This is a genomic window from Gammaproteobacteria bacterium (genome assembly GCA_016705365.1).
Lineage (GTDB): Bacteria > Pseudomonadota > Gammaproteobacteria > Pseudomonadales > UBA5518 > UBA5518.
The window spans coordinates 433,913-458,034 of the sequence record JADIYI010000005.1 but is presented as its reverse complement, the minus strand read 5'-3'; the positions used below and the strand labels follow the sequence as shown (position 1 = coordinate 458,034).

Sequence of the window (24,122 nt, the reverse complement as noted above, 5' to 3'; positions counted from 1 at the left end):
GGCATCTACTGTACTCTTATACAGTTTTACTAGTTAGCGGTGCAAGCCGATGGGAACTTCGCTCAATCAACGTCAAACCCTTTTCGTTGAGTACTACGTCCAGAACGGTGGCCGTGGCGCGACCGCGGCGCGGGCGGCCGGCTACAAAGGCAACCCTCAAACTCTCGGCAGCGTAGCCCACGAAAACCTGAATAGACTTTACATTCGAGAAGCGATCGAACGTCGTCAACATGAGATCCGCGACCAGGTAACTATCGCAACACAGGACAAGCGCCAGAAGCTCTGGGAGATCGCGCAGGAGTGCGCTAGGGTGGAAGTATGCGGGCAGTCGATCGACGTCACACGCGACGCTGACGGGGCTGTGACGCGAGTTGTGCGACAGCAGCTGAGGATCAAAGATGCGCGGACGGCCATCGAGGCGATCAGGGAACTGAATAAGATGGACGGGGATTACGCGCAGCCTCGCCGGGAACAATCGGCCTTCTCCATCGAGAACGCGCTTCTGATGCTGCAGGAGCAACGCAGCAACTCCTGACGGCCCCATAGCTCCTACGCGCTCACAGCGGCCCACAGCGAGCTTTGCGGTTAACGCCTGCACAAGTGTTCGGTGACGGCCGCGCAAGCATCTGATCGATTTGAGGATTCAGGAAGAAATTCGTTGTGTAGAAAGCGAGCGGGAACCCTCTCGTCAAGGTCCCCGTTACACTTACATTGCACTTACGATTGGTTACGTTAGTTGTCACTACCAACGCAGAGCCTTCAAAATGGCGGAGCGGACGGGACTCGAACCCGCGACCCCCGGCGTGACAGGCCGGTATTCTAACCGACTGAACTACCGCTCCGTTTTGATCGTCTCCCGAATGGTGGGTGGTAACGGGATCGAACCGCTGACCCCCTGCTTGTAAGGCAGGTGCTCTACCAGCTGAGCTAACCACCCCTTCAGGCGAAGCGCGCATTCTACATACTTGGCCTTTGAAGTCAAAAAAGAATTCGTCCTCATGATGCAGCCGCGCGCATGCCGACAAATCCTGCCCGGAAATGGCGTTTGCGCGTCCCCGCTCCAACGGATATGCAATGGCCCGAGACGCTGGACGCAGTTCGGCGTTGCTGCTCGCGGCAACGCAGGATGCGACCGATTATCAACAGCTCCCATGGAGCGCCCGTGTCACAGTCTATTGGACGATACAGCGAATGTGTTTTCTTATAATTGAATTATATCTATTTGTTTTTAAACGTTTTTATAGATTTGATTATTTTTTGCTCAATGCTTCATCTTGCTTTGACTGGCGGCTTTCAGGTCCGTGTGGACAACTTGTGCACTGTTTTATCCACAGAATCTGTGCATAACCCGGGCAGCGCCAAGCCGATGCTCGCCCGCCGCTCGATGTGTCCACACCTCTCGTCGCGATTTCAGTAATTGAGTTCGTCCGCGTAGACGCCGAATGAGCCGGGCTCCAGGCTGGTGGAGATATCGAGCGCGGCGCCGGTCGCGTCCTGCCTGACCGCGCCCAGATCGACCGGATGCATTTCGCGCAACGGCTGCTTGTCATGATCCAGCACCATCAGCAGTTGCGGACGCAAGCCGCGTGTGCGGTATCCCGACTGCACCACGCCAACCTCGCCATTGCTCAGTTCGACCAATGTGCCCGCCGGATACACGCCAACGGCCTGAATGAATTCCTCGACCAGTTCCGCCTGGAAATCGACGCCGCGCCAGGCATACATTTTCTTGACCGCATGGCTGGGTGACAGGACCGTCGCATAGGGGCGCTGACTGGTGATCGCGTCATAGCAATCGACGATCGCCGCAATGCGCGCGAATACCGGAATATCGTCACCTTTGAGCCCGTGCGGATAACCGTGCCCCCCATGACGCTCGTGGTGAGACTCGATCATGTCCGCGACCGTGCGATTGAGGGTACCGGTATCCTTCAGCATCTCCATGCCGAATTCCACATGCGATTTGAGCAACTGGAATTCGCCCGGCGTCAGACGCTCGCATTTTTCCAGCAACTCCTTCGGCACCCGCAACTTGCCAATGTCGAACAACAACCCGCCGGTGGCAAGGCGCTGCAACACCACGGCCGGCAATCCGAGCCGGCGCCCGAACGCAACCACCCATGCCGATGCACTGACCGCATGCCGGTAGGCATAGCCATCCTCGTTCCTGAGACCGGCCAGCCACACGCAGGCATCGGGATTGCGCAACACGCTTTCGACCATCGGGTTGACCGCCTCGCGGATACCCGAGAGATCCAGCACGCTATCCGCCAGGAATTTCTCCATCATGTCGGCAAATGCCCGCGACAGATCCGCGAACACCGCCTTGGCCCGCCCAAGCTCCTCTCCGAAGCCCACCGTGTCCTCGTATTTCTTCAGTTTGAGGTGTCCGAACAGCTCCTTGCCGATATCAGTGCTGCGCGAGCGGAATTTCACCGTCTCGATTGCCGGCTCCTGCATGCGCTGCTGCAGGATCTTGGGCCGTCCCATCACGCGGCTGGTGCGACGCACGTTGCCGAGTTTGCTGCGGTAGACGTCAATGTATACAAACTTGCAGTGCCGCTCGAGTTCCTCTATGTCCGCCTGGCTGGTGATATAGAAGCCCTGAACCATGAAGGAGGTTTCCATCCAGGGGCGGTCGAGCGCGGTGACGTACATGCCGATCTCGAGATCGGATACCGCGGTAACGACGGAAGTCAATTCAGCCATCGGCTTTCACCAAAAGACCCAAACGGGTCAATCCAAGCAACATCGATCCATTCTAGATCATGGATTCCCGCCCTGCACTGTACCCTCCCGGGATCCCCGGCGATTTTTCAGTTCCTCGAGGAACTCGAGACGGAAAGTCAGTATCCACACCGACTGGCGCTGTTCCTCGGTGGACTCGCGCCGCCACTCATGGGACGGCTCGATCTCGAAGAATATCCAGGGACGGAAAAGATTGCGCCGGTAGCGTACGCCCACGGCATAGGCCTTGGTCAGGCTGGGATCGGTCTCGCCGGAAACGCCCGTGAAGTAACTCAAGGCTTCCTTCTCGTTCAGACGGATCTGGTAATTCAGTTTGGAGCCCCACTCCAACCCATCGGTTTCCTCGCCGTAATCCACCTGGTTGGTCCAGCGTATGATCCGGTTGTCACTCAGGCTGTAGTCCAGGTCAGTGCGAGTCAGGGCTCCGAAGCCGTCGTTCTGCTTGTAATAGAGGCGCTCGCTGAACTGCCAACGCCAATCCTGGCTGATCGGATAGACGAAGCGGTAGCGCAGGCTCGACTTGAAATCGAGCGAGGAATTGGTGCCCACCGAAAAATACAGACGCGAGTGGGTTCGCTCGCTCAAGCGGTATTGCAGGCCCACATCGTTGTCGCTGCTGTCGTCGTTGGGGATCACCTGATCGCGATCCTCGTCCTCCTCGGCGAACACCAGGCTGAGCCGCCGGTTGATGCGCGGAAGATCCACTTTCCCGCGCAGACGCACCTTGACATCGTTGCCGTCTTCTTCGTCCCACTGGTACTCGGTGCGCAATCGGAGCACCGAATCGGCCGATTCCAGGTCCGCTTCGGGCGTTGCAAAAAAAGAATCCAGCCAGACCGCCAATGAATCGGTGCGCGAGGTTACATACTCATAGGAGTCATCGACCCATGATTCGTCGACAGGAGTCGAAGCACAATCACTTCCCGCGGCACAAACCTCATCCGACTCTGCCTGCGGGGCGGCATTTGCCGTGGGCGGGAAGGCCGCGAGCAGGATACAGGCGAGGCTCGGCATCGCAAGCGACATTCGAAACCGGTTTTCGCTCATGCTCGCCCGCCTCCCGGGAACGACCGCGTCCGGGTAACGCAGCCCGACCGCACCACTGTAGGTCATTCGACCTGTATCAACCACCGAGCCGTCGGTCCGAACCAGTCTTGCATCACCGGTCACTGGTGATCCGGTCTTCCTCAAGCGCCCGCCGCATAGTAGCCGGCAAACACGGCGATGAAACGCTCCAGATCCGCACCGGGTAGACGATTGATGCCGGCAGCGGCCTTGCGCCCTCCTCCGGTCGGAAATTGCCGGCAGATCTCGTCCGCGCCTGTGCGCCTGGCGAGCGGTGCGCGCACGCTGACCAGCAGGTCGCCACCGCCGATTTCGGTGAGCACCGCATGAGCCCGCTCCGGATACTGGTTCACGAGGTCGTTGCTGAACACGCCGCTTACCCGCCGCGCCCATGCCTCGTCAGGCAAAAGATAAACCGCGCTGCTGGCCGTGCCGCGCAGCGGTTTGATCGCGGCAGCGGCATGCATATCACTGCGGAAACCCTCTTCCAGCCGGGCAAAGGTCTCCCGGTCACCGGCCATGAAGTCCGCGGGATCCGGAAAACTCCGCAAGCGCTCGAACAGTGCATCGGGCGCGAAATGAAGATCCTCGAGACTTGGGCCGTAGCCGTTGTAATTGATGTAGTTGCCGAGATTTTCGGCCGCCGCGAGCGCATCGCCAGCCATGCCGATGGTCGTGGCAAGAGCCCGCGCGCTGGTGCCGAGGTTGTCGCCGAACGCACCGACCACGGCCCAGGCGGCGTGCGTGCCGCGCAGGTGGCCATTGATCAGCAGGCTGGTGCAGACCTCGGGCGCGGTATTGATCAGCGACTGCAGGTTCGGATGCAGCGGCACCTCGCCGGAAAAATGATGATCGGCATAAAATACCCTGGCGCCATTTGCCAGCAGCCGATCCAGGTCCTCGCGGTTTTTCTCCATCGAGACGTCGAGCACGGTGATGCTGTCTCCGTCACCGGCGCGCACGCGGCGCAACAGATCGATATCGCGCTTTACCCCGGTCACCAGCTCGCTGTCACGCGGGCTCGCGAGCCGCAATTGCAGCAACGCACAGATGCCGTCCGCATCGCCGTTGAACACATCGACATAACGCATCCGCGATCACTCCCGAATTTCCAGTTGATTTCCGTTGCCGGCCTCGCGCCACGCCGAACCGCTGATCCAGCGCCGGCGTCAACGTGCCCTGTGCGCGAAAAGCTGCTCCACCCGGGCACTCTCGGCGGGAGCATTGCGGCGAACACGTTCAGCCATCGGATCGGAACAACCGTATCGATTGTCGAAGCCGCGCACCGTGGCACTGAAGATTTCGCGTATGCGGGAGCAATCATAAGCCACGCATGCCGCCTCGAGCTGCTCGATGACCGGTTTCAATTCCGCCCACGGCAGAAACTCTTCCAGCGCACGCAGGATCATGGGGTGCCCCGTCGCTCCCACATCATCGCCCATCAGCAACTCCTCGCGCATTTTCTCGCCCGGTCGCAACCCGATCATGCGGATCTCGATATCGCCCTGGGGGTTTTGCTCGTCGCGCACTTCCATACCCGCCAGGTGGATCATGCGCCGGGCAAGCTCAACGATGCGGATCGGCTCGCCCATGTCCAGCACGAACACATCACCCCCGCTGCCCATGGCGCTCGCCTGCAGCACCAGTTGCGCTGCCTCGGGAATGGTCATGAAATAGCGCTCGGCATCGGCATGCGTGACGGTCACGGGCCCACCCGTATTGATCTGCCTGGTGAACAGCGGGATGGCCGAGCCGGAGCTCCCGATCACGTTGCCGAACCGCACGATCACGAATCGCGTCCTGCCGCCCGCAGCCGCCATCGCCTGCATGACCATCTCGGAGACGCGCTTGCTCGCGCCCATGATGTTCGACGGACGAACGGCCTTGTCGGTCGACACGAGCACAAAGGTGCTCACCGAGCATTCCGCCGCCGCACGCGCCACATTCACGGTACCCAGCACATTGTTGCGCACTCCCTCGACGACGTTGTGCTCGACGATCGGAACATGCTTGTAGGCCGCCGCGTGATAGACCGTTTCCACCGCGAAATTGTCGATGATCATGCGCATGCGCACATAATCCTGAACCGAGCCCAGCAGCGGCACGATGCGCGCATGGAATCCGCGGCGCACGGCGAGCTCCTGCAGTTCGCGATCGATCGAATAGAGTGCATATTCACTGCAATCGACCAGCAGCAACTGCCGCGGAGACTCGGCCAGGATCTGCCGGCAAAGTTCCGCGCCGATGGAACCCCCGGCACCGGTGATCATGACCGTCTTCCCGGCAATGCAGCGTGCCACGAGCTCGGGGCGCGGCGGCACCGGCACCCGCCCCAGCAGATCCTCCAGGGATATCTCCTGCACCTCGGAGATGGCGGCGCGGCCGCGCACCAGGTCCTCGAACGATGGGATGGAACGCACCTGCACCGCGTATTCGGACAGGGAGTTGATGATTTCCCGGCGCCGCGAATTACTCAGCGAGGCCATGGCAAGAAACACTTCGGTGACTGCATGGCACTTCAGCTGCACCGGCAATTCACGCGACGAAATGACCGGAACATCGTTTATCACCTTGCCGTGCAGCCCGGGATTGTCATCGATGAAAAGTACCGGGTCGCATTGTTCGCCACACTGCAGCGCCGTGAGCAACTGGCGACCGGCGGAGCCCGCACCGTAGATGGCGACGCGCGGCAGGTTGCGCCTCATGTGATGCCGGTACCACGAACGCAGCGCGAGTCGTGAGCCACCCACGCAGACCATCATCAGGAACCAGTAGAGTACCGGCAACGAGCGTGGCGTATGCGCCTGGCTCAACAGCATCATCAGCGACAGGGTAAGAGCGGAAAGCGTCACACCCTTGACGATTGCGATGATTGCTTCGTGCCCCATGAACCGTACCACCGCGCGATACAGTCCGAGACGCAGGAATATGATGGCCGAAATCAGCACCGTCAGCAGGCCGGCCAGGATTTCCCGCTGCCCGATCGCAAAACCGAAATGTCCGTAACGCAGGACCATGCCGGCGGTCAGCGCCAACGGGATGGCCACCAGGTCAAGCGCCAGCAGTACCGCTTCCTTGATATTGGACGGCAACTCCAGAAGGCGGCCGTAGAGCAGGGCAATGAATGCGCCGACGGCTAGAGACTGCTGGCGCAACTTGGCAAAAATGCGGTTCATCGGCAATTTCCAGGAAGCTGTGACTGCGGCGCCGGTATCGTTGCGCCATTGTATCCGGAATTGCCCGGGGCGACTCTCTTACCCGGTCATTTGTGCAAATGTGGCCGTTATTCGTGACCCAAACGTATGTTCACCCAGACCACGCCGGCGATGATCGGTGCGTAGGCGAGCAACAGGATTTGCATTTCCCGTCCGGGCACTCCGAGCGCGAGAACCGCCAGCGGCAACAGCCAGCACAGGTTCACGGCCAGGAACAGCGCCGTCACCCGCCGATGCGCGCCGAAACGGCGGGCGAGACGTTGATAGGCGTGCTCACGATGGGCCACGTGCAGCGGTTGCCGGCGCAGCATGCGCGCGGCCAGCGTGATGCTCGCGTCGCACACGAACAGCGCCCAGAGTATCAACCAGACGGGCAGCGCCAGCTCGCCGCGCGCCGCGCTCAGCAACGAACACGCCGCCAGCAGGAAACCGAGAAACAGGCTGCCGGTATCGCCCATGAATATGCGCGCCGGCGGCCAGTTGTAAGACAGGAAGCCGGCAACCGCAGCCCCGACCCCGGCGAACAGCAGCACCGAGTCGGGAGCAGCGCCAGCCCGGCTCGCGAGCAACGCCCCGCCCGCTGCGACAAAGATCGCCTGGGTACCCGCCAGACCATCTATGCCATCCATGAAATTGAACAGGTTGGTCATCCACACCAGGTACAGGACACCTGGCACCAGCAATAACAGTCCGGGGCGCATCTGGACACCCGTTCCCGCATACTGAAGCATGCCGAACGTCACCACCGCCAGTGCGGCGCACACCTGACACACGATGCGCACGCCCACGCCCAGATGCACGCGGTCATCGACAAATCCGAGCAGTCCAAGCAACAGGGACAACAGCAATGCCAATAACCAGTCCGCGCCAACGTCCGTGAACCACCAGGCTGTTGCCATGGCCACCAGGGTGCCCACAATGATGCCGAGCCCGCCGCCGGTTGGCGTGGGTTGCCGATGCGAGCTGCGCTGGTTCGGAACATCGAGGATGCCCTCACGAAGCGCGCGCCCCAGATACCACCCGGTCGTTGCCCAGGCCACTGCAAACGAAACCGCAACAACCCCCGCCAGCCTCGTCAATTCCATGATCAGCGCCTTGCCGGGCACAGCGCTGGCCGGGCGTCCGGCCGACCAGGCGACACGCAACGCCCGCACGCGGTGTTTCCCGCGTCACCGGCCGGCAATCTGTTGCCTGCGAGACAGGGACGTGACAGGTGTCGTGGGGCTTGCGGCGGAAAGAACGGGCGCCCGAAGGCGCCCCGGAAAAAACCCGGATGAAAATCAGAGCGCGACCTGCGGACGCAGTTTCTCCAGCGATTTCTCGCCGATTCCCTTGACGTTGACCAGATCGTCCACCGACTTGAAGGGTCCGTGCTCATTACGGTACGCAACGATGGCCTCCGCCTTTTTCAGCCCGACGCCCTGCAGGGCATCAGCAAGGGTTGCCGCATCGGCCGTATTGATATTGACCGATCGAGGCGCCTGCCGGGTGCTTGCCTCGGCGGCGTTGTCCGCGGAAGCCGCCGCATAGCCAGGCGGAAATGCCAGCAGTGACGCACCAATGACGCATGCCTTGAAAACATTTGCGAGTTTCATCGCGATCCTCCTTGAATGATGAAGCTTGAACCGGCGCATCCATTGCGCCGGGGAAGAAATCTAGCACAGGGTCTCAGCGATTGCTGTAGGAGATATCGGACAAAATCGAACGCAGTACCGCCGCAGGATCAGCGGCTGCGGTTATCGGGCGACCGATCACCAGGTAGTCGCTGCCGGCCGCCAGGGCCTCTGCCGGAGACAGCGTTCTGCGTTGATCGTCGTGCATGGAAGCGCCCTGTTCGAGGCGGATGCCCGGCGTGACCAGTACCGCGGAGCCGCCCACTGCGCCACGGCAACAGCGGCGCCTCGCGCGCCGAACACACCACGCCGTCCAGCCCGCTCTCGAGCGCCAGGCGCGTCAGGCGCAGCACCTGGTCCTCCACGGAGCCATCCACCCCGGTTTCCGCCAGGTCCTGCGGTGTCATGCTGGTCAGAACCGTAACCGCCGTGAGCAACGGGCGCGCATCTCCCGACGCCTGCAACGCGTCACTTGCTGCCTCCAGCATCCGGCGCCCACCACAGGCATGTACATTCACCATCCACACCCCGAGCCCGGCTGCGGCGCGGACCGCACCCGCGACCGTGTTCGGGATATCGTGGAATTTCAGATCGAGGAACACCCCGAAACCACGGCCCACGAACTCGCGCACCAGCGCCGGCCCGGCTACCGTAAACAATTCCTTGCCCACCTTGAGGCGGCATTCCCGGGGATCCAGTTTTGCGGCCAGTTGCAGGGCCTGCGCAGGGGTGGCGTAATCCAGTGCGACGATGATCCGTGGATCAGGTGCAGCGCCGGAGGGATGATCTGACATTATCGAGCGCGCCTCCATTCATGCCCCTGCGGAAGCAATACGCGATCAGCGCGCGCGGGACACGCCGGGTCCGGTCGGCGCCGACGAGGCCTTCCTGAGTTCCCGGCGCAACGCCAACACCGCGAGGCGGGCACGCCAGATGGCGGTACTGGCGGCCACCAGCCCGCATACGCCCCCGAGGACAAAAGCGCCGATCACCCAGACCGCTAAAGAAGCCTCCGGCAATGACACCAGCACCAGGTCCAGCGGCACCGGACTGTTGTTGGCAAGAGAGAACAGCAGTGCCCAAGTACCTGCCGCAAGCACCAGGGCGAGCAACAGCGCCCTGAACAGCATATTCATCGCCACGCCTCAGCCATGGATCTCCTGGTTGGCATTCTGGTTGACGCGCTCACGCATTTCCTTGCCCGGTTTGAAGTACGGTACGTATTTTCCGACCAGGTCGACCGCATCGCCGGTTTTGGGATTGCGACCGCGCCGCGGTTCGCGATAGTGCAGCGAAAACTGCCGAAGCCACGGATCTCGATACGGTTGCCACCCGCCAGGCTGAGCGCCATGTACTCGATGATCATCTTGACCGCGAGTTCGACATCCTTTGGCGAGAGCTGCTTCTGATGAGTCGCAATGCGCTCGATGAGCTCCGACTTGGTCATGTTCAACTCTCTGTTTTTATTGCAAAAACCAGACAGCCCCAATATAGACCAGTTTGCAGCGGGCGTCTAACGCGCGAAGCTCGGCCAGAAGGCATACGGGGCCTCGCGGCCCCGCATGTGGCTTCCCTACTCTGCCCGCCCCTTGCCGCTTTCCATCTGCGCCTTGATCAGGTCGCCGATGGTGGTCGGGGCCGATTCGGCTTCCTGCTCTTTCAGCGCCTTCATGGCTTCCTTTTCGTCCTGCACGTCCTTGGCCTTGATCGACAAGGCGATCTTGCGGTTCTTGCGATCCACATTGATGATCTTGGTTTCGACGGTTTCGCCCACGGTGAGGACATTGCGTGCGTCCTCTATCTTGTCGCGGCTGATCTCGGAAGCCTTGAGCTCACCCAGCACATCCTCGGCAAGCTGCACGGTTGCCGACTTGGCATCGACCGCGGTGACCGTTCCGTTGATGATCGAACCCTTGTCGTGAATGGCCACGAAGCTGTTGAAGGGATCTCCTTCCAGCTGCTTTATGCCCAGCGAAATACGCTCACGCTCGGGGTCTATCGAAAGAATCACGGTATCGACGTCGTCGCCTTTCTTGTAGGCACGCACCGCCTCTTCGCCTGCTTCGTGCCAGGAGATGTCGGACAGGTGAACCAGCCCGTCGATATTGCCGTCGAGGCCGATGAACAGACCGAAGTCGGTGATCGACTTGATCTTGCCGCTGATCTTCTCGCCCTTCGCATGCTGCCCTGCGAACACATCCCACGGGTTTTCGCTGCACTGCTTCATGCCGAGCGAGATACGACGGCGCTCCTCGTCGATGTCGAGAATCATGACCTCGACCTCGTCACCTACCTGCACGACTTTCGACGGATGGATGTTCTTGTTGGTCCAATCCATCTCGGAAACGTGGACCAGGCCTTCCACGCCCTGCTCGAGTTCGGCAAAGCAGCCGTAGTCGGTCAGGTTCGTGACACGCGCCTTGACCCGGCTGTTCTCCGGATAACGGTCCTTGATGCTGACCCATGGATCGGAGCCGAGTTGCTTCAGACCGAGCGACACACGGTTGGTCTCGCGATCGAACTTGAGCACCTTGACATCGATCTCGTCGCCGACCTTGACGACTTCGCTGGGATGCTTGATCCGGCGCCACGCCATGTCGGTGATGTGCAGCAAGCCGTCGACTCCGCCGAGGTCCACGAACGCGCCGTAATCGGTGAGGTTCTTGACAATGCCCTTGAGCTGGGCGCCTTCCTGCAGGTTGGCCAGCAGCGCCTCGCGCTCCGCACTGTTGGCCTGCTCGAGTACGGCACGGCGCGAGACCACGATGTTGTTGCGTTTCTGGTCGAGCTTGATGACCTTGAAGTCGAGCGCCTGACCTTCGAGGTGCCCGGTATCACGCACCGGCCGCACGTCGACCAGCGAACCGGGCAGGAACGCGCGGATACCCTGGATATCGACCGTGAACCCGCCCTTGACCTTGCCGTTGATCGCGCCGCGCACCACTTCGCCGTTTTCGAACGAACCTTCGAGGCTCTTCCAGGTCTCGGAACGCCGCGCCTTCTCGCGCGAGAGCTTGGTTTCCCCGTAACCGTCCTCGATGGCTTCGAGTGCCACCTGTACCTCATCGCCGATATCCAGATGGAATTCGCCGTTGTCGTCAAGGAACTGGATTCGCGGTATCACACCCTCGGATTTCAGGCCGGCGTGCACCGTGACGGATTCGCTGTCGATCGCAATCACCACACCCGTGATGATGGATCCGACGTCCATCTCTACCGTCCTGAGACTTTCCTCGAAAAGCTGCGCAAAATTCTCGCTCATTGATTGGTTCCTGATGCGGATCATCCGCATGACATCTTGCCCACGCCCCAGCCGGCACAGGGTCAGAAAATAAAATACCAGCCATCGGGATGCTGGTTGGTTGCCCGATGTCTGGCACCTTGGGCCACGGCGCAAACGCACCGCGACCATTTCCGGGAAATCACACGATTCCCCTGTCTCTCGCCTCCGTCAGCAAGCACTGGAACACTGCCTGGATGCTGATTCCCGTGGTGTCCACGGTCAGCGCATCCGCAGCCGGTTTCAGTGGTGCGACCAAACGCTCGGTATCGCGTCGATCACGTGCTTCTATGTCCGCGACAAGCCGCGGGAGGCTAACAGCTCCCCCTGTGTTTTTCAACTGCTCGTAGCGCCTGCTGGCCCGCTCATCGGCGCTTGCCGTGAGAAATACCTTCAATTGCGCCTCGGGGAATACCACGGTGCCCATGTCACGGCCATCGGCAACCAGTCCCGGGCGGATCTTGAACGCACGCTGGCGCACGAGCAGCGCCGATCTCACCACGCCGATGGCCGCGACATGCGAGGCCAGCGCACCGACCTCCTCGCTGCGTACCTGCTCCGTCACATCATCTCCTCGAGGATGATGCGTGCCTCGGCCGATTCCTCGTTGCCCGGCCGGAACTGCACATCGAGATGGCCGGCGAGCACCTCGAGCGCGGCATGATTGTCGAGACTTACACCATGGTTACGCGCCGCCAGGCTGACCAGTCGATAAAGTGCACCGCTATCGAGCAGGTTCCATCCCAGTTCGCGTGCCAGCAAGCGACAGATCGTCCCCTTGCCTGACCCGCTCGGCCCGTCCACCGCGATTACCGGTATGTCTTCTTTCACTCGTTTCGCCATCAGCATTGTGCCTGCGCCTCGCCACCGGGCTCGTTGCGGCGCACCTCGATGTCCAGGCCGGCCAGGCCAGCCAGGCCGGTGAAGCCCGGAAACGAAGTTGCAACGTTGGCGCAATCGAGGATCTCGATCGGCCGCGCGGCGCGCAGCGAGGCAACGGCAAACGCCATGGCAATGCGGTGATCGCCACGACTGTCGATGCGACCCCCGCCCAGGCTGCCGCCAATGATGCGGATTCCATCGGCGGCGGGTTCGTTGACAATACCGAGTTCGCCTAGCCCGCGCGCCATCGCATCGATGCGGTCACTCTCCTTGACGCGCAGTTCCTCCGCCCCGCGCAACACCGTCGTGCCCGAGGCGCAGGCGGCAGCGATGAACAGTGCCGGAAACTCGTCGATGGCAAGGGGTACCTGATCGAGCGGAATCTCGATGCCGCGCAGTGCCGCCGCGCGCACCTGCAGATCGGCCACCGGTTCGCCACCCGAAACGCGCGGGTTCAGCATCTCGATATCGGCGCCCATCGCGCGCAGGATGTTGATCACGCCGACTCGGGTCGGGTTGACCCCCACATTGCACAACAGCAGATCCGAGCCGGGGGCAATCGATGCGGCCACCAGAAAGAAAGCGGCCGAGGAAATATCGGCGGGCACTGCGATGGCGGTGGCGCGCAGGCTGCCGCCGCCCTCGATCGTGACACTTGCCCCTTCACGCTGTAACTCATAGCCGAACCCCTGCAGCATGCGCTCGGTGTGATCGCGCGTCGGGGCAGGTTCGATGACGCTGGTGCGGCCGGCGGCATACAGGCCGGCCAGCAACAGCGCGGATTTCACCTGTGCGCTCGCCACCGGCATCCGGTATGCGATGCCATGCAACTTCGCCCCGCCACCGACCAGCAGCGGTGGACGGCCTGCTTCGGCGGTCGTGATCCGGGCACCCATCAGGCGCAGGGGATCGGCCACGCGCGCCATCGGGCGACGGCTCAGCGAGGCATCGCCGGTCAGGCGGGTCGGGAAACGCTGGGCGCACAGCAGCCCCGTCAACAGCCGCATCGAGGTGCCCGAATTGCCGAGGTACAGCTCGCCCTGCGGCTCACGCAGGCCGTGCAGCCCGACACCGTCGATGCGCACCGCGCCCGCGTCGGGCCCCGCGATGCGCACTCCCATCGCACGAAAGGCCGCAATCGTCGCCAGGCTGTCCTCGCCTTCGAGAAAACCGCTGATCTGCGTCACTCCCTCGGCAAGCGAGCCGAGCATGATCGAGCGATGCGAGATCGATTTGTCACCGGGCACCTGCAGCACACCTTGCAACGAGCCGCCACCACGCGCCACGAAATCAAGTCTGCCGTCCTGCACGCTCACTCCCCCGCTCCCGTGCGCGATCGCTGCTGATCGCTTTCCTCGTGCCAGCGCAGGTAGATTTCACGCGCGCTGCGGGCGTGCTCGAACACCTCCTGGATGCGGCTCCCGTCGCTTGCGGCAATCGCCTCGCGCAACCCGGACAGGCTGTGCGCAAAAGCCATCGATCGCTCCCAGCAGGGCATCGCGGTTGGCAAGCGCGATATCGCGCCACATCACCACGTCACTCGAGGCAATGCGGGTGAAATCGCGGAATCCGCCCGCGGCAAAGCGAAAAATATCCGCGCTCGCGGGTTGTCTTGCGAGGCTGTCGACGAGCGAAAATGCCAGCACATGCGGCAAATGGCTGGTCATCGCGAGCACGCGATCGTGCTCGAGGACACCCATGTGCACCACCTCCGCGCCGGTCAGACGCCACATCGAATCGACCAGCTCGAGCGCCGCCGGAGCGGTTTCAGCGAGCGGCGTGAGGATCACGCGATGACGCTCGAACAGGTCCACGCGCGCCGCCTGCACACCGGATTTTTCCGAACCCGCAATGGGATGGCCCGGCACCAGCCATGCGGGAACTTCACCCCATACACGCCGCGCAGCCTCGACCACGCTTCCCTTGACGCTGGCGACATCCGTCACCACCGCGCCGGGGCGCCGATGCCGGGCGATGGCTTCCATCACCTGCTCGACGGCAAGGGTCGGCACACCGATCACGATCAGGTCAGCGGCAGCAATCGCCTCCTCGAGCGATGCCGGAGCCACATCGATGATGCCGCTCCGCAATGCCAGTTCGATACCGGACGGACTGCGATTGAATGCACTGAACGAGCCGGCGAAACCGCGCCCGCGCAAGGCCATTGCCAGCGAGCCACCGATCAGTCCGAGACCGATCACCAGCAGGTTGTCGATACGAAGCGCGTCGTTTTTCATTCTCAGATGACAGCCTGCGGATAGGAGCCGAGAATCTTCATCATCACCGTCTGCTCCTCGAGCTCGCGCAACACCGCCGCGACCTTCGGGTCCTCCTGGTGACCTTCGAATTCCATGAAGAACAGATATGTCCAGGTCTCCGAACGCGAGGGCCGCGTATCGATCCGCGTCAGCATCAGTTGCTCGCGCTGGAACGGCTCGAGCAGGCGGAACAAAGCCCCCGGCTTGTTGCGGGTGGAGACGATGATCGATGTCTTGTCGCTGCCGCTCGGGCGCACCTGCTCGCGTCCCACGACCAGAAAGCGAGTGGTATTGGCGGCATAATCCTGGATATTGGAGGCGAGCCGGACCAATCCGTAGGTATCACAGGCCATATCGCCCGCCACCGCCGCCACCGAGACATCTGCCGCGGCCAGGCGCGCCGCCTCGCCATTGCTGGAGGTGGGCTGCTGCTCGATGTCCGGCCAGTTTTTCTCCAGCCAATTGCGGCTTTGTGCCAGCGCCTGCTGGTGTGCACAGATACGTCTCAGCTTCTCCACGCGGCAATCGGGCGCTCCCAGCAGGTGCAGGCGGATCGGCAGTTCGACCTCGCCACAAATCTTCAGCGAGGACTTTATGAAGCTGTCCAGGGTGTGCGTGACCATACCTTCGGTGGAATTTTCCACCGGCACGACGCCGTAGTCCGCCTCTCCGGACTCCACCGCGTCGAACACCGCGCCGATCGTCGCCAGCGGGCGGCTCTGCACCGCGTGCCCGAAATGCTTGATCGCGGCGGCCTGGGTGAAGGTTCCCTCCGGCCCGAGAAAGGCAATCGTCATGGGCTTTTCGAGTGCCAGGCAGGCCGACATGATCTCGCGAAAAATATGCGCGACTTCCGCCGCCGGCAATGGCCCGCTGTTGCGCTGCATCACGCGCCGCAGAACCTGCGCTTCGCGTTCCGGGCGATAGAATGCCGCGCCCGACCCGTCGGGCTGCGGTCCCGCACCGGACAATTCGGCTTTCTTTACCTCGGCGACCTGCTGCGCGCACTCGGCACGGCGATTGAGCAGTTCCTGCAACTGCCGATCGATGCGGTCGATCTCGCCGCGGATCCGCTCCAGGTCGGCGCTTGCCGGCGTACTCTCTGACACCACCTTGCTCAGCCCTTCTGCGCCGCAAAGTCCTTCATGAAACCGACCAGCGCCTCCACCGCGTCCATGCCGACCGCGTTGTAGATGCTGGCACGCATGCCACCTACCGAGCGATGTCCTTCGAGATTGAGCAGGCCGCGCTCATTCGCCTGCGCCAGGAACGGCTTCTCGAGCGCGGAATCCGCCAGCGTGAACGGGATGTTCATCCATGACCGGGCCGCCGGATCGACCGGGTTCGCGTAGAAACCGCTGCCATCGATATAGCTGTACAAGGTCTGCGCCTTGCGCCGGTTCTCCTCGCCGACGGCAACAAGTCCGCCACGCGCTTTCAGCCATTGAAAGACCAGTCCGGCGAGATAGATCGAGAAAGTCGGCGGCGTGTTGTACATGGAGGCGTTCTTGGCCTGCAATGTCCAGTCGAGCACGGCGGGCGTGCGCGGATCGGCATGCCCCAGCAGGTCGCGGCGCACGATGACCAGCACCAGCCCCGCCGGCCCGATGTTTTTCTGGGCGCCGGCATAGATCACACCGAAGCGCGTGACGTCGAGCGGGCGCGACAGGATCGTCGAGGACATATCGGCCACCAGCGGCACCTTGCCGGCCTCGGGAACCCAGCCGTATTCCACGCCGCCGATGGTTTCGTTCGGGGTGTAATGGAGATACGCGGCGTCGGCCGAGCGCTGCCACGACTGCTCGGCGGGAACGCTCATGAAGCGCTCGGCTTCGGAACTCGCCGCCACATTGACCTTGCAGAATTTCTGCGCTTCGGCGATCGCCTTTATCGACCATTGCCCGGTGTTCACATAATCGGCCGAGGTGCACGCACCCAGCAGGTTGAGTGGCACCGCGGCGAACTGCGCTGTGGCACCACCTTGCAGAAACAGCACCGCATAATCGTCGCCGATGCCGATCAGCTCGCGAAAATCCGCTTCGGCCTGTTCGGCTATGCCGACCATCTCGCGGCTGCGATGGCTCATTTCCATCACTGAAAGTCCGCGTCCGTGCCAGTCGAGAAGCTCATCGCGTGCGCGCTCGAGAACTGACTCTGGCAGCGCGGCCGGTCCCGCGCAGAAATTGAACACCCTGCTCATCGTAATGCTGACCTCATATGCTGAAAAAACGCCGGCAGACCGTCACTCGGCTTCATCGCCCGCTGCCACCTCATCATCACCCTCGTCGTCACGGGCAACCTGCTCGGACTCCGAAATGCTCGCCAGGCGCGCCAGCTTCTCGCCTTCGCGGATATTCATGATCCGTACACCCTGGGTGTTGCGGCCGAGCAATGAAATCTGCTCGACGCGCGTGCGCAACAGGGTTCCCTGGTCGCTGATCAGCATCACCTCGTCCGTGGGCGCGACACCAATGGCAACCGCCAGATTGCCATTGCGCGCGCCGGTGCGCATCGCGATCACACCCTGTCCGCCGCGTCCGCGCAACGGGAAGTCCCCGGTCGCGGTGCGTTTGCCGTAGCCTTTCTCGGTTACGGACAGCACATGGGCGGAGGTCGAATCGGGCACGATCAGGGAAACCACCCGTTGCCCCTCGCGAAGACGGATCCCCCTGACGCCTCGGGCGCTGCGTCCCATCGCGCGCACCGCGGATTCCTTGAAGCGCACGGCCTTGCCGCCGCTGCTGAACAACATCACATCGCTGTCGCCATCGGTGATCGCGGTACCGACCAGGTGATCGCCCTCGCCGAGACCGATCGCGATCAGGCCGGCACCGCGCGGGCGCGAAAACGCATCGAGCGGCGTCTTCTTCACGGTACCATCCGATGTCGCCATGAATACCCAGCGATCCGCACTGTAGCTGGTTACCGGCAGCAAGGAGGTGATGCGTTCGCCGTCCACCAGCGGCAGCAGGTTCACCAGCGGACGGCCCTTGGCGATACGCGAGGCCACCGGAATCTCGTAGACCTTGAGCCAGTAAACCCGGCCGCGATCCGAAAAACACAGGATCGTATCGTGGGTGCTCGCGATCAGCAGGTGCTCGATGGAGTCCTCGTCGCGCACCGGTGCACCGGAGCGCCCCATACCGCCGCGGCGCTGCAACTGGTAGGTCTCGAGCGGCTGGGATTTCGCGTAGCCGCCGAAAGACACCGTGACCACGCGTTCTTCCACCGGAATCAGGTCCTCGGCGCTGAGATCGAGGCGGCTCGAAACGATCTCGGTCATGCGCGCGTCACCATGCTCCGCGGACACGACTTCGAGCTCTTCGCGGATCACCCGCATCAGCCGCCCCGGATCGCCGAGGATATCCAGGTAATCCGCGATCTGGGCGAGTTTCTGCTGGTATTCCTCGAGCAGCTTTTCATGCTCGAGGCCGGTCAGGCGATGCAGACGCAGATCGAGAATTGCCTGCGCCTGCTCGGGTGACAGGCGATAGACGCCTTCACGCAAGCCGTATTCGGGCGCGAGATCCTCCGGGCGACAGGCATCGGAACCGGCCTTGGCCAGCATGACCAGCACCGAGCCCGGCTCCCACGACCGCGCGATGAGCCGCTCGCGCGCTTCCACCGAACTCGGCGAACTGCGGATCAGTTCGATCACCGCTTCGATATTGGCCAGCGCAATCGCCAGTCCTTCCAGCAGATGCCCGCGCTCACGCGCCTTGCGCAGCAGATAGACGGTACGCCGGGTGACGACTTCCCGCCGGTGACGCAGGAACGCTTCCAGCATTTCCTTCAGGTTGAGGGTGCGCGGCTGACCATCGACCAGCGCCACGACGTTGATACCGAACACGCTCTCGAGCTGCGTTTGCGCGTAGAGGTTGTTCAGCACCACCTCGCCGGACTCGCCACGACGCAGCTCGATGACCACGCGCAGGCCGTCCTTGTCGGATTCATCGCGCAGCTCGCTGATGCCTTCGATACGCTTCTGCTTGACCAGCTCCGCGATCTTCTCGATCAGGCGCGCCTTGTTGAGCTGGTAGGGAATCTCCGAAATGATGATGGTTTCGCGGCCGCTGCTGTCGTCGACGATGACTTCGGCCCGTGCCCGCACATAGATGCGTCCGCGCCCGGTGCGATAGGCCTCGACGATCCCGAGGCGGCCGTTGATGATCCCGCCGGTCGGGAAGTCGGGGCCCGGTATGATCTCGATCAGGGCGTCGATATCGATATCCGGATCATCGATCAGCGCCAGGCAGCCGCGGATGACTTCGGTCAGGTTGTGCGGCGGGATATTGGTCGCCATGCCGACCGCGATGCCGGCCGAACCGTTCACCAGCAGGTTGGGGATGCGCGTTGGCATCACCGCGGGGATCATCTCGGTGCCATCGTAATTGGGCACGAAATCGACGGTTTCCTTGTCCAGATCCGCCAGCAGATCGTGGGCGATCTTGCGCATGCGGATCTCGGTGTAGCGCATCGCGGCGGCCGAGTCACCGTCGACGGAGCCAAAGTTGCCCTGCCCGTCGACCAGCACGTAGCGCATCGAGAACGACTGCGCCATGCGCACGATGGTGTCGTAGACCGCCGAGTCACCGTGAGGGTGGTACTTGCCGATCACATCGCCGACCACGCGCGCGGATTTCTTGTAGGCCTTGTTCCAGTCGTTGCCCAGTTCGCTCATCGCGAACAGCACCCGGCGATGCACTGGCTTGAGGCCGTCGCGCACGTCCGGAAGCGCCCGTCCGACGATCACGCTCATCGCATAATCGAGATAGGACTGACGCAACTCGTCTTCGATGCTGACCGCTACGATCTCTTTTGCTGATTCGCCCATAACCACCTGAAAAACAACTTGATTCCTGTCCCGCCGGAAGTCGGGGGGAAGGTTGCCCGGGATCATCCTCCGGGCCCCTCAAAAAAGGCGGCATCATAGCACACGAGGTGGCGGCGCGGATAAGGCCTCACGGGCGCGGTACGCGGGCACCGGGGCAGTGGTCTTGCGGTTATACTTGCGCGCTTCGTCAATCGCGGATCGCGCACGGGAAGCAATGGATCTGGAACCGGTCGAACAGATCGTCCACGCGGGCTGGGTCCTGCCGGTTGAGCCCTCCGATGTGGTGCTCGAGCGGCATTGCGTGGTGATCGACAAGGGTCGCATCGCGGCGATCCTGCCGAGCGCCTCGGTGGCGGGGCGCTATCGGGCGGCACGCGAGTGGCAATTGCCGGATCATCTGCTGATGCCGGGGCTGGTCAACACCCACGGGCACGCGGCGATGACGCTGTTGCGCGGGCTCGCGGACGATCACACCCTTATGGACTGGCTGCAAAACCATGTCTGGCCGGCGGAGGCGCGCTGGGTCGGGGAGGACTTCGTCCGTACCGGCACGCGCCTGGCCATCGCGGAGATGCTGCGCGGGGGCACCACCTGTTTCAGCGACATGTACTACTTCCCCGATGTGGTCGCCGCGACAGTGCTCGAGAGCGGATGCAGGGCGCAGATCGCTTTCCCGATTCTCGATCTTCCCAGCGCCTGGGCCGCCAACGCCGATGAATACATCGGCAAGGGGCTGCAGGTGCGTGATCGCTTCAAGGGCAACCCGCGGCTCGGTTTTGCCTTCGGGCCACATGCCCCCTACACCACCGGCGACGCCACGCTGGCGCGCGTGTCGACGCTTTCCGCCGAACTCGACGCCCCGGTGCAGATGCACCTGCACGAGAGCGCCGACGAAGTGCGCGACTCGATCGCGCAGCATGGCTTGCGCCCGCTTGCCCGGCTGGACCGCCTGGGCCTGCTGTCGCCGCGCCTGCAGGCGGTGCACATGACCCAGGTTGCCGTCGAGGACCTCGAGCAGCTGGCGCGCAACCGCGTGCAGATCGTGCATTGCCCGAGTTCCAATCTGAAGCTCGCAGCCGGTTTCTGCCCGGTGCGCAGCCTGCTCGGTGCCGGAATCAACGTCGCGCTCGGCACCGACGGTGCTGCCAGCAACAACGCGCTCGACATGTTCGCGGAAACACGCCTTGCCGCATTGCTGGCCAAGGGCAGCAGCGGCGATCCGACCGCATTGTCGGCGCACGCCGCGATCCGCATGGCGACCCTGAGCGGCGCGCAAGCACTCGGCATCGCCGAGCGCATCGGCAGCCTGGTGCCGGGCAAGGACGCCGACCTGATCGCCGTGAACATGCAGCGCATCGACTGCAACCCGCTCTACGATATGCATTCAGCGCTCGTCTACGCCGCAAACCGCAGCGCGGTAAGCCACGCGTGGGTGGAGGGGCGCCTGTTGCTGGAAGAGGGCCGTCCTTGCGAACTCGACACCGACCGGCTGCTTGCGCAGATGCGTGTGTGGCACGATCGCATCGCCAATGCCTGAGGAGTACCACGACGGATGAATGCCGATACCCGAGCCAATATCGATGCCGCGGAGATCGCCAAGTTCGAGGCGCTTGCAAGCCGCTGGTGGGACCCATCCGGCGAGTTCCGTCCCCTGCACCAGATGAATCCCCTGCGGGCCAACTACATCGACCGGCGTTCGGCGGTGGCCGGCAAACGGGTGCTCGATGTGGGCTGCGGCGGTGGCATCCTGAGCGAGGGCCTGGCGCAGCGCGGCGCAACCGTGACCGGCATCGACATGGGCGAGGCACCACTGGCGGTGGCGCGCCTGCACCTGCTCGAATCGGGCCTCGATATCGATTACCGGCTGTCCACCGCCGAGGATCTGGCGAACGAAGCGGCCGGGAGCTACGACATCGTCACCTGCCTGGAAGTGCTGGAGCACGTGCCGGACCCTGCCTCGCTGGTCGATGCCTGCGCGCAACTCGTGCGGCCCGGTGGAGACGTGTACTTCGCAACCATCAATCGCAATCCCAAGAGCTACCTGTTCGCAATCGTGGGGGCAGAGCACCTGCTCGGCCTGCTGCCCAAGGGAACCCACGATTACGCGCGCTTTATCCGCCCCTCCGAGCTGGCAGGCTGGGCCCGGCGCGCCGGGCTCGATACCCAGGACATCTCGGGTATGCTGTATAACCCGCTCACCCAGGCGTTCAGCCTCGGCAGCGATGTGGATGTGAATTATCTCGTGCATGCGCGCCGCCCCGGATGAGCAAGCGCGCGCGCCTGCGCAGCGTGCTGTTCGATCTCGACGGCACATTGCTCGATACGGCACCCGATTTCGCAACCGTGATCAACCTGCTGCTGGCCGAGAACGACCGCGAGCCCATGGCTTACGATCTGGTGCGACGCACGGTTTCGAACGGGGCCCGGGCCCTGGTCCGGCAGGCTTTTGGCATCGCCGAGGATCATCCCCGCTTCGAAGCTCTCAGGCTGCGTTTGCTGGAGCTCTACGATGGCCACCTGCTGGTGGATACCGTGCCGTTTCCGGGCATCGTCGAGCTGCTCGGAGAACTTGGGCTGCGTGGAATTTCCTGGGGCGTGGTAACCAACAAGCCGAGTTATCTGGCGGCCCCGCTGATGGAACGCGTGGCGCTGCGGCCTGCGCCCGGCGTGCTGGTCTGCCCTGATCACGTCACGCGCACCAAGCCCGACCCGGAGCCCTTGCTGCTCGCCTGCAGCAGGCTGGGCTGCGCGGTCGAGGAGTCGGTTTATGTGGGCGATCATCGCCGCGACATCGAGGCCGGGCGCCAGGCCGGCATGGCAACCATAGCCGCGACCTATGGCTACCTCGACCAGGGCGAACTCGCCAGCGACTGGAACGCCGATTTCTACGCCGATACCGTGGCCGGAATACAAGACGTTCTCGCGCGACATTTCTACGGGCATTGATCACGCGGAAGAGCTGATGACAACCGAAGCACATCGATATCAAGCACCACCGGCACTGCTCGACGGCCGCAATATCCTGGTAACGGGCGCCGGCGACGGTATCGGACGCGCCGCGGCTGAATGCTTCGCGACCCATGGCGCGACCGTGGTGCTGCTGGGACGCACCCAGGCAAAGCTCGAAAGTTGCTACGACGCGATCGTCGCCAGCGGAGCGCCGCAGCCCGTCATCCAGGTGCTCGACCTGGCGCGCGCCACCGAGAGCGATTTTGCCGCGCTCGCCGGGCAACTGGGCGCGGAACTCGGTTGTCTGCATGGGCTGCTGCACAACGCGGCGCTGCTCGGGCCGCGCACCCCGCTCGAGCAGTATCCCCTCGAGCAGTGGCGCGAGGTGATGAAGGTCAACGTGGAAGCGGCATTCGTGCTCACCCGCGCCCTGCTGCCCGCGCTGATGGCCGCACCCGAGGCATCCGTGCTGTTCTCGAGCTCCGGCGTCGGGCGGCGCGGTCGCGCCTACTGGGGTGCCTACGCAGTGTCGAAGTTTGCGGTCGAAGGACTTTCCCAGGTGCTTGCGGACGAATTGCAGAACACCACGCGGATCCGCGTCAACTGCATCAATCCGGGCGCCACCAACACCACCATGCGGCGCACCGCCTATCCGGCCGAACCGCCGCAACGCAACCCGTCGCCCGCGGCGATCATGCCCAGCTATCTATACCTGATGGGGCCGGCAAGCGCGGGGGTTTCTGGCCGCTCGCTGGATGCCCAGCCCGGATAACCATTGCCACCGCGACGAATTGACGACGCAAGCATCCGCACACCACGCCAATTTCCTGTCGTTACGATCAGGAATTCGCCCCCCACTTTTCAGGTGCGTCAGCGCACCCAGACCAAGCCTATTATTTTCAATGGGTTAGCCGGTGCCTTGCTTCTTTGGCATGAATATCGCTTCGCTGCCCGCTACCAAATTCCACTCCACGGTAATACCGCGTATGCCAGGAGCAGACATTCTCCAGTTTCCCTGCCCCAATGCCCGTCCCGCGGCGATGTTCCTCGATACGCCCGAGGATCGCAGTCCGGCCCTCGCGGAGCTGCAACTCATCAATCGCCTGCACCGGCATCTCGATATCCATACGCTGCTCGAGGAGTTCCTGATCGAGACGCGTACCTCGCTGCCGATCGAGGGACTCTGCTACACCGCGCCCGATACCGGCGAGGCCTTTCTGGTCGGCAATGGCGGGCGCTACAGCCTGCGTTCGCGCCTGCAACACGGCGGCGCACACA

The 24,122-nt window shown here is 62.9% G+C and carries 17 protein-coding genes, 2 tRNA genes and 4 pseudogenes; 5 read left to right on the top strand and 18 right to left on the bottom strand.

The window, feature by feature from the left end:
- Positions 1-49: 49 nt before the first annotated feature.
- The gene (locus IPF49_05855; protein MBK6287158.1) at positions 50-535 is read left to right on the top strand and encodes a terminase small subunit; all 486 of its coding nucleotides are present in this window, start codon (positions 50-52) and stop codon (positions 533-535) included.
- A gap of 230 nt (positions 536-765) precedes the next feature.
- On the opposite strand, the gene IPF49_05850 is transcribed toward IPF49_05855, so the two are convergent.
- From IPF49_05850 to gyrA, 17 genes and pseudogenes are all read right to left on the bottom strand, one after another.
- A tRNA-Asp gene (locus IPF49_05850) sits at positions 766-842 on the bottom strand.
- Positions 843-861: 19 nt separating this feature from the next.
- Positions 862-937, bottom strand: a tRNA-Val gene (locus IPF49_05845).
- 473 nt (positions 938-1,410) lie between these two features.
- Positions 1,411-2,709, bottom strand: coding sequence for an HD-GYP domain-containing protein (locus IPF49_05840; protein ID MBK6287157.1), 1,299 nt, complete (start codon positions 2,707-2,709; stop codon positions 1,411-1,413).
- A gap of 57 nt (positions 2,710-2,766) precedes the next feature.
- Positions 2,767-3,795 carry a hypothetical protein gene (locus tag IPF49_05835; GenBank protein MBK6287156.1) on the bottom strand — a complete coding sequence of 343 codons (1,029 nt, stop codon included), beginning with the start codon at positions 3,793-3,795 and terminating at the stop codon, positions 2,767-2,769.
- 140 nt (positions 3,796-3,935) lie between these two features.
- Positions 3,936-4,904 (bottom strand): DHH family phosphoesterase, encoded by a 969-nt coding sequence (locus tag IPF49_05830; GenBank protein MBK6287155.1) that lies wholly within the window; start codon positions 4,902-4,904, stop codon positions 3,936-3,938.
- 78 nt (positions 4,905-4,982) lie between these two features.
- Complete coding sequence (locus IPF49_05825) at positions 4,983-6,989, bottom strand: polysaccharide biosynthesis protein (protein MBK6287154.1); 2,007 nt, start codon at positions 6,987-6,989, stop codon at positions 4,983-4,985.
- Between the two features lie 107 nt (positions 6,990-7,096).
- Positions 7,097-8,182, bottom strand: coding sequence for a glycosyltransferase family 4 protein (locus IPF49_05820; GenBank protein ID MBK6287153.1), 1,086 nt, complete (start codon positions 8,180-8,182; stop codon positions 7,097-7,099).
- Between the two features lie 126 nt (positions 8,183-8,308).
- Positions 8,309-8,623 (bottom strand): helix-hairpin-helix domain-containing protein, encoded by a 315-nt coding sequence (locus IPF49_05815; protein ID MBK6287152.1) that lies wholly within the window; start codon positions 8,621-8,623, stop codon positions 8,309-8,311.
- Between the two features lie 73 nt (positions 8,624-8,696).
- Positions 8,697-9,435: pseudogene (gene pyrF / locus IPF49_05810) on the bottom strand (orotidine-5'-phosphate decarboxylase).
- A 45-nt stretch (positions 9,436-9,480) separates the two neighbouring features.
- Positions 9,481-9,777, bottom strand: a complete 297-nt coding sequence (locus tag IPF49_05805) for a LapA family protein (GenBank protein MBK6287151.1) — start codon at positions 9,775-9,777, stop codon at positions 9,481-9,483.
- A gap of 9 nt (positions 9,778-9,786) precedes the next feature.
- Positions 9,787-10,088 (bottom strand): annotated as a pseudogene (gene ihfB, locus IPF49_05800) (integration host factor subunit beta).
- 126 nt (positions 10,089-10,214) lie between these two features.
- The gene (gene rpsA / locus IPF49_05795) at positions 10,215-11,903 is read right to left on the bottom strand and encodes a 30S ribosomal protein S1 (GenBank protein MBK6287150.1); all 1,689 of its coding nucleotides are present in this window, start codon (positions 11,901-11,903) and stop codon (positions 10,215-10,217) included.
- A 160-nt stretch (positions 11,904-12,063) separates the two neighbouring features.
- A pseudogene (cmk, locus tag IPF49_05790) lies at positions 12,064-12,764 on the bottom strand ((d)CMP kinase).
- Positions 12,764-15,040, bottom strand: a pseudogene (locus IPF49_05785) (bifunctional prephenate dehydrogenase/3-phosphoshikimate 1-carboxyvinyltransferase). Before IPF49_05785 ends, cmk begins: the two co-directional pseudogenes overlap by 1 nt.
- Positions 15,041-15,042: 2 nt before the next feature.
- The gene (pheA, locus tag IPF49_05780; protein MBK6287149.1) at positions 15,043-16,170 is read right to left on the bottom strand and encodes a prephenate dehydratase; all 1,128 of its coding nucleotides are present in this window, start codon (positions 16,168-16,170) and stop codon (positions 15,043-15,045) included.
- 8 nt (positions 16,171-16,178) lie between these two features.
- Positions 16,179-17,261, bottom strand: a complete 1,083-nt coding sequence (gene serC, locus IPF49_05775; protein ID MBK6287148.1) for a 3-phosphoserine/phosphohydroxythreonine transaminase — start codon at positions 17,259-17,261, stop codon at positions 16,179-16,181.
- A gap of 42 nt (positions 17,262-17,303) precedes the next feature.
- Positions 17,304-19,895: a DNA gyrase subunit A gene (gyrA, locus tag IPF49_05770; protein ID MBK6287147.1), complete on the bottom strand. Its 2,592-nt coding sequence runs from the start codon at positions 19,893-19,895 to the stop codon at positions 17,304-17,306.
- A gap of 214 nt (positions 19,896-20,109) precedes the next feature.
- Between gyrA and IPF49_05765 the strand changes: the two genes are divergently transcribed.
- From IPF49_05765 to IPF49_05750, 4 genes are read left to right on the top strand one after another with little or no spacing between them, the layout of a single operon-like run.
- Entirely contained in the window at positions 20,110-21,432 is a 1,323-nt protein-coding gene (locus IPF49_05765) for a TRZ/ATZ family hydrolase (protein ID MBK6287146.1), read from the top strand.
- Between the two features lie 15 nt (positions 21,433-21,447).
- Complete coding sequence (gene ubiG, locus IPF49_05760; GenBank protein MBK6287145.1) at positions 21,448-22,161, top strand: bifunctional 2-polyprenyl-6-hydroxyphenol methylase/3-demethylubiquinol 3-O-methyltransferase UbiG; 714 nt, start codon at positions 21,448-21,450, stop codon at positions 22,159-22,161.
- Positions 22,158-22,841: an HAD-IA family hydrolase gene (locus IPF49_05755; GenBank protein MBK6287144.1), complete on the top strand. Its 684-nt coding sequence runs from the start codon at positions 22,158-22,160 to the stop codon at positions 22,839-22,841. The genes ubiG and IPF49_05755 overlap by 4 nt, the downstream gene beginning before the upstream one ends.
- A gap of 16 nt (positions 22,842-22,857) precedes the next feature.
- Entirely contained in the window at positions 22,858-23,616 is a 759-nt protein-coding gene (locus tag IPF49_05750; protein ID MBK6287143.1) for a YciK family oxidoreductase, read from the top strand.
- Between the two features lie 127 nt (positions 23,617-23,743).
- On the opposite strand, the gene IPF49_05745 is transcribed toward IPF49_05750, so the two are convergent.
- Positions 23,744-24,109: a hypothetical protein gene (locus tag IPF49_05745; protein MBK6287142.1), complete on the bottom strand. Its 366-nt coding sequence runs from the start codon at positions 24,107-24,109 to the stop codon at positions 23,744-23,746.
- Between the last annotated feature and the right edge of the window lie 13 nt (positions 24,110-24,122).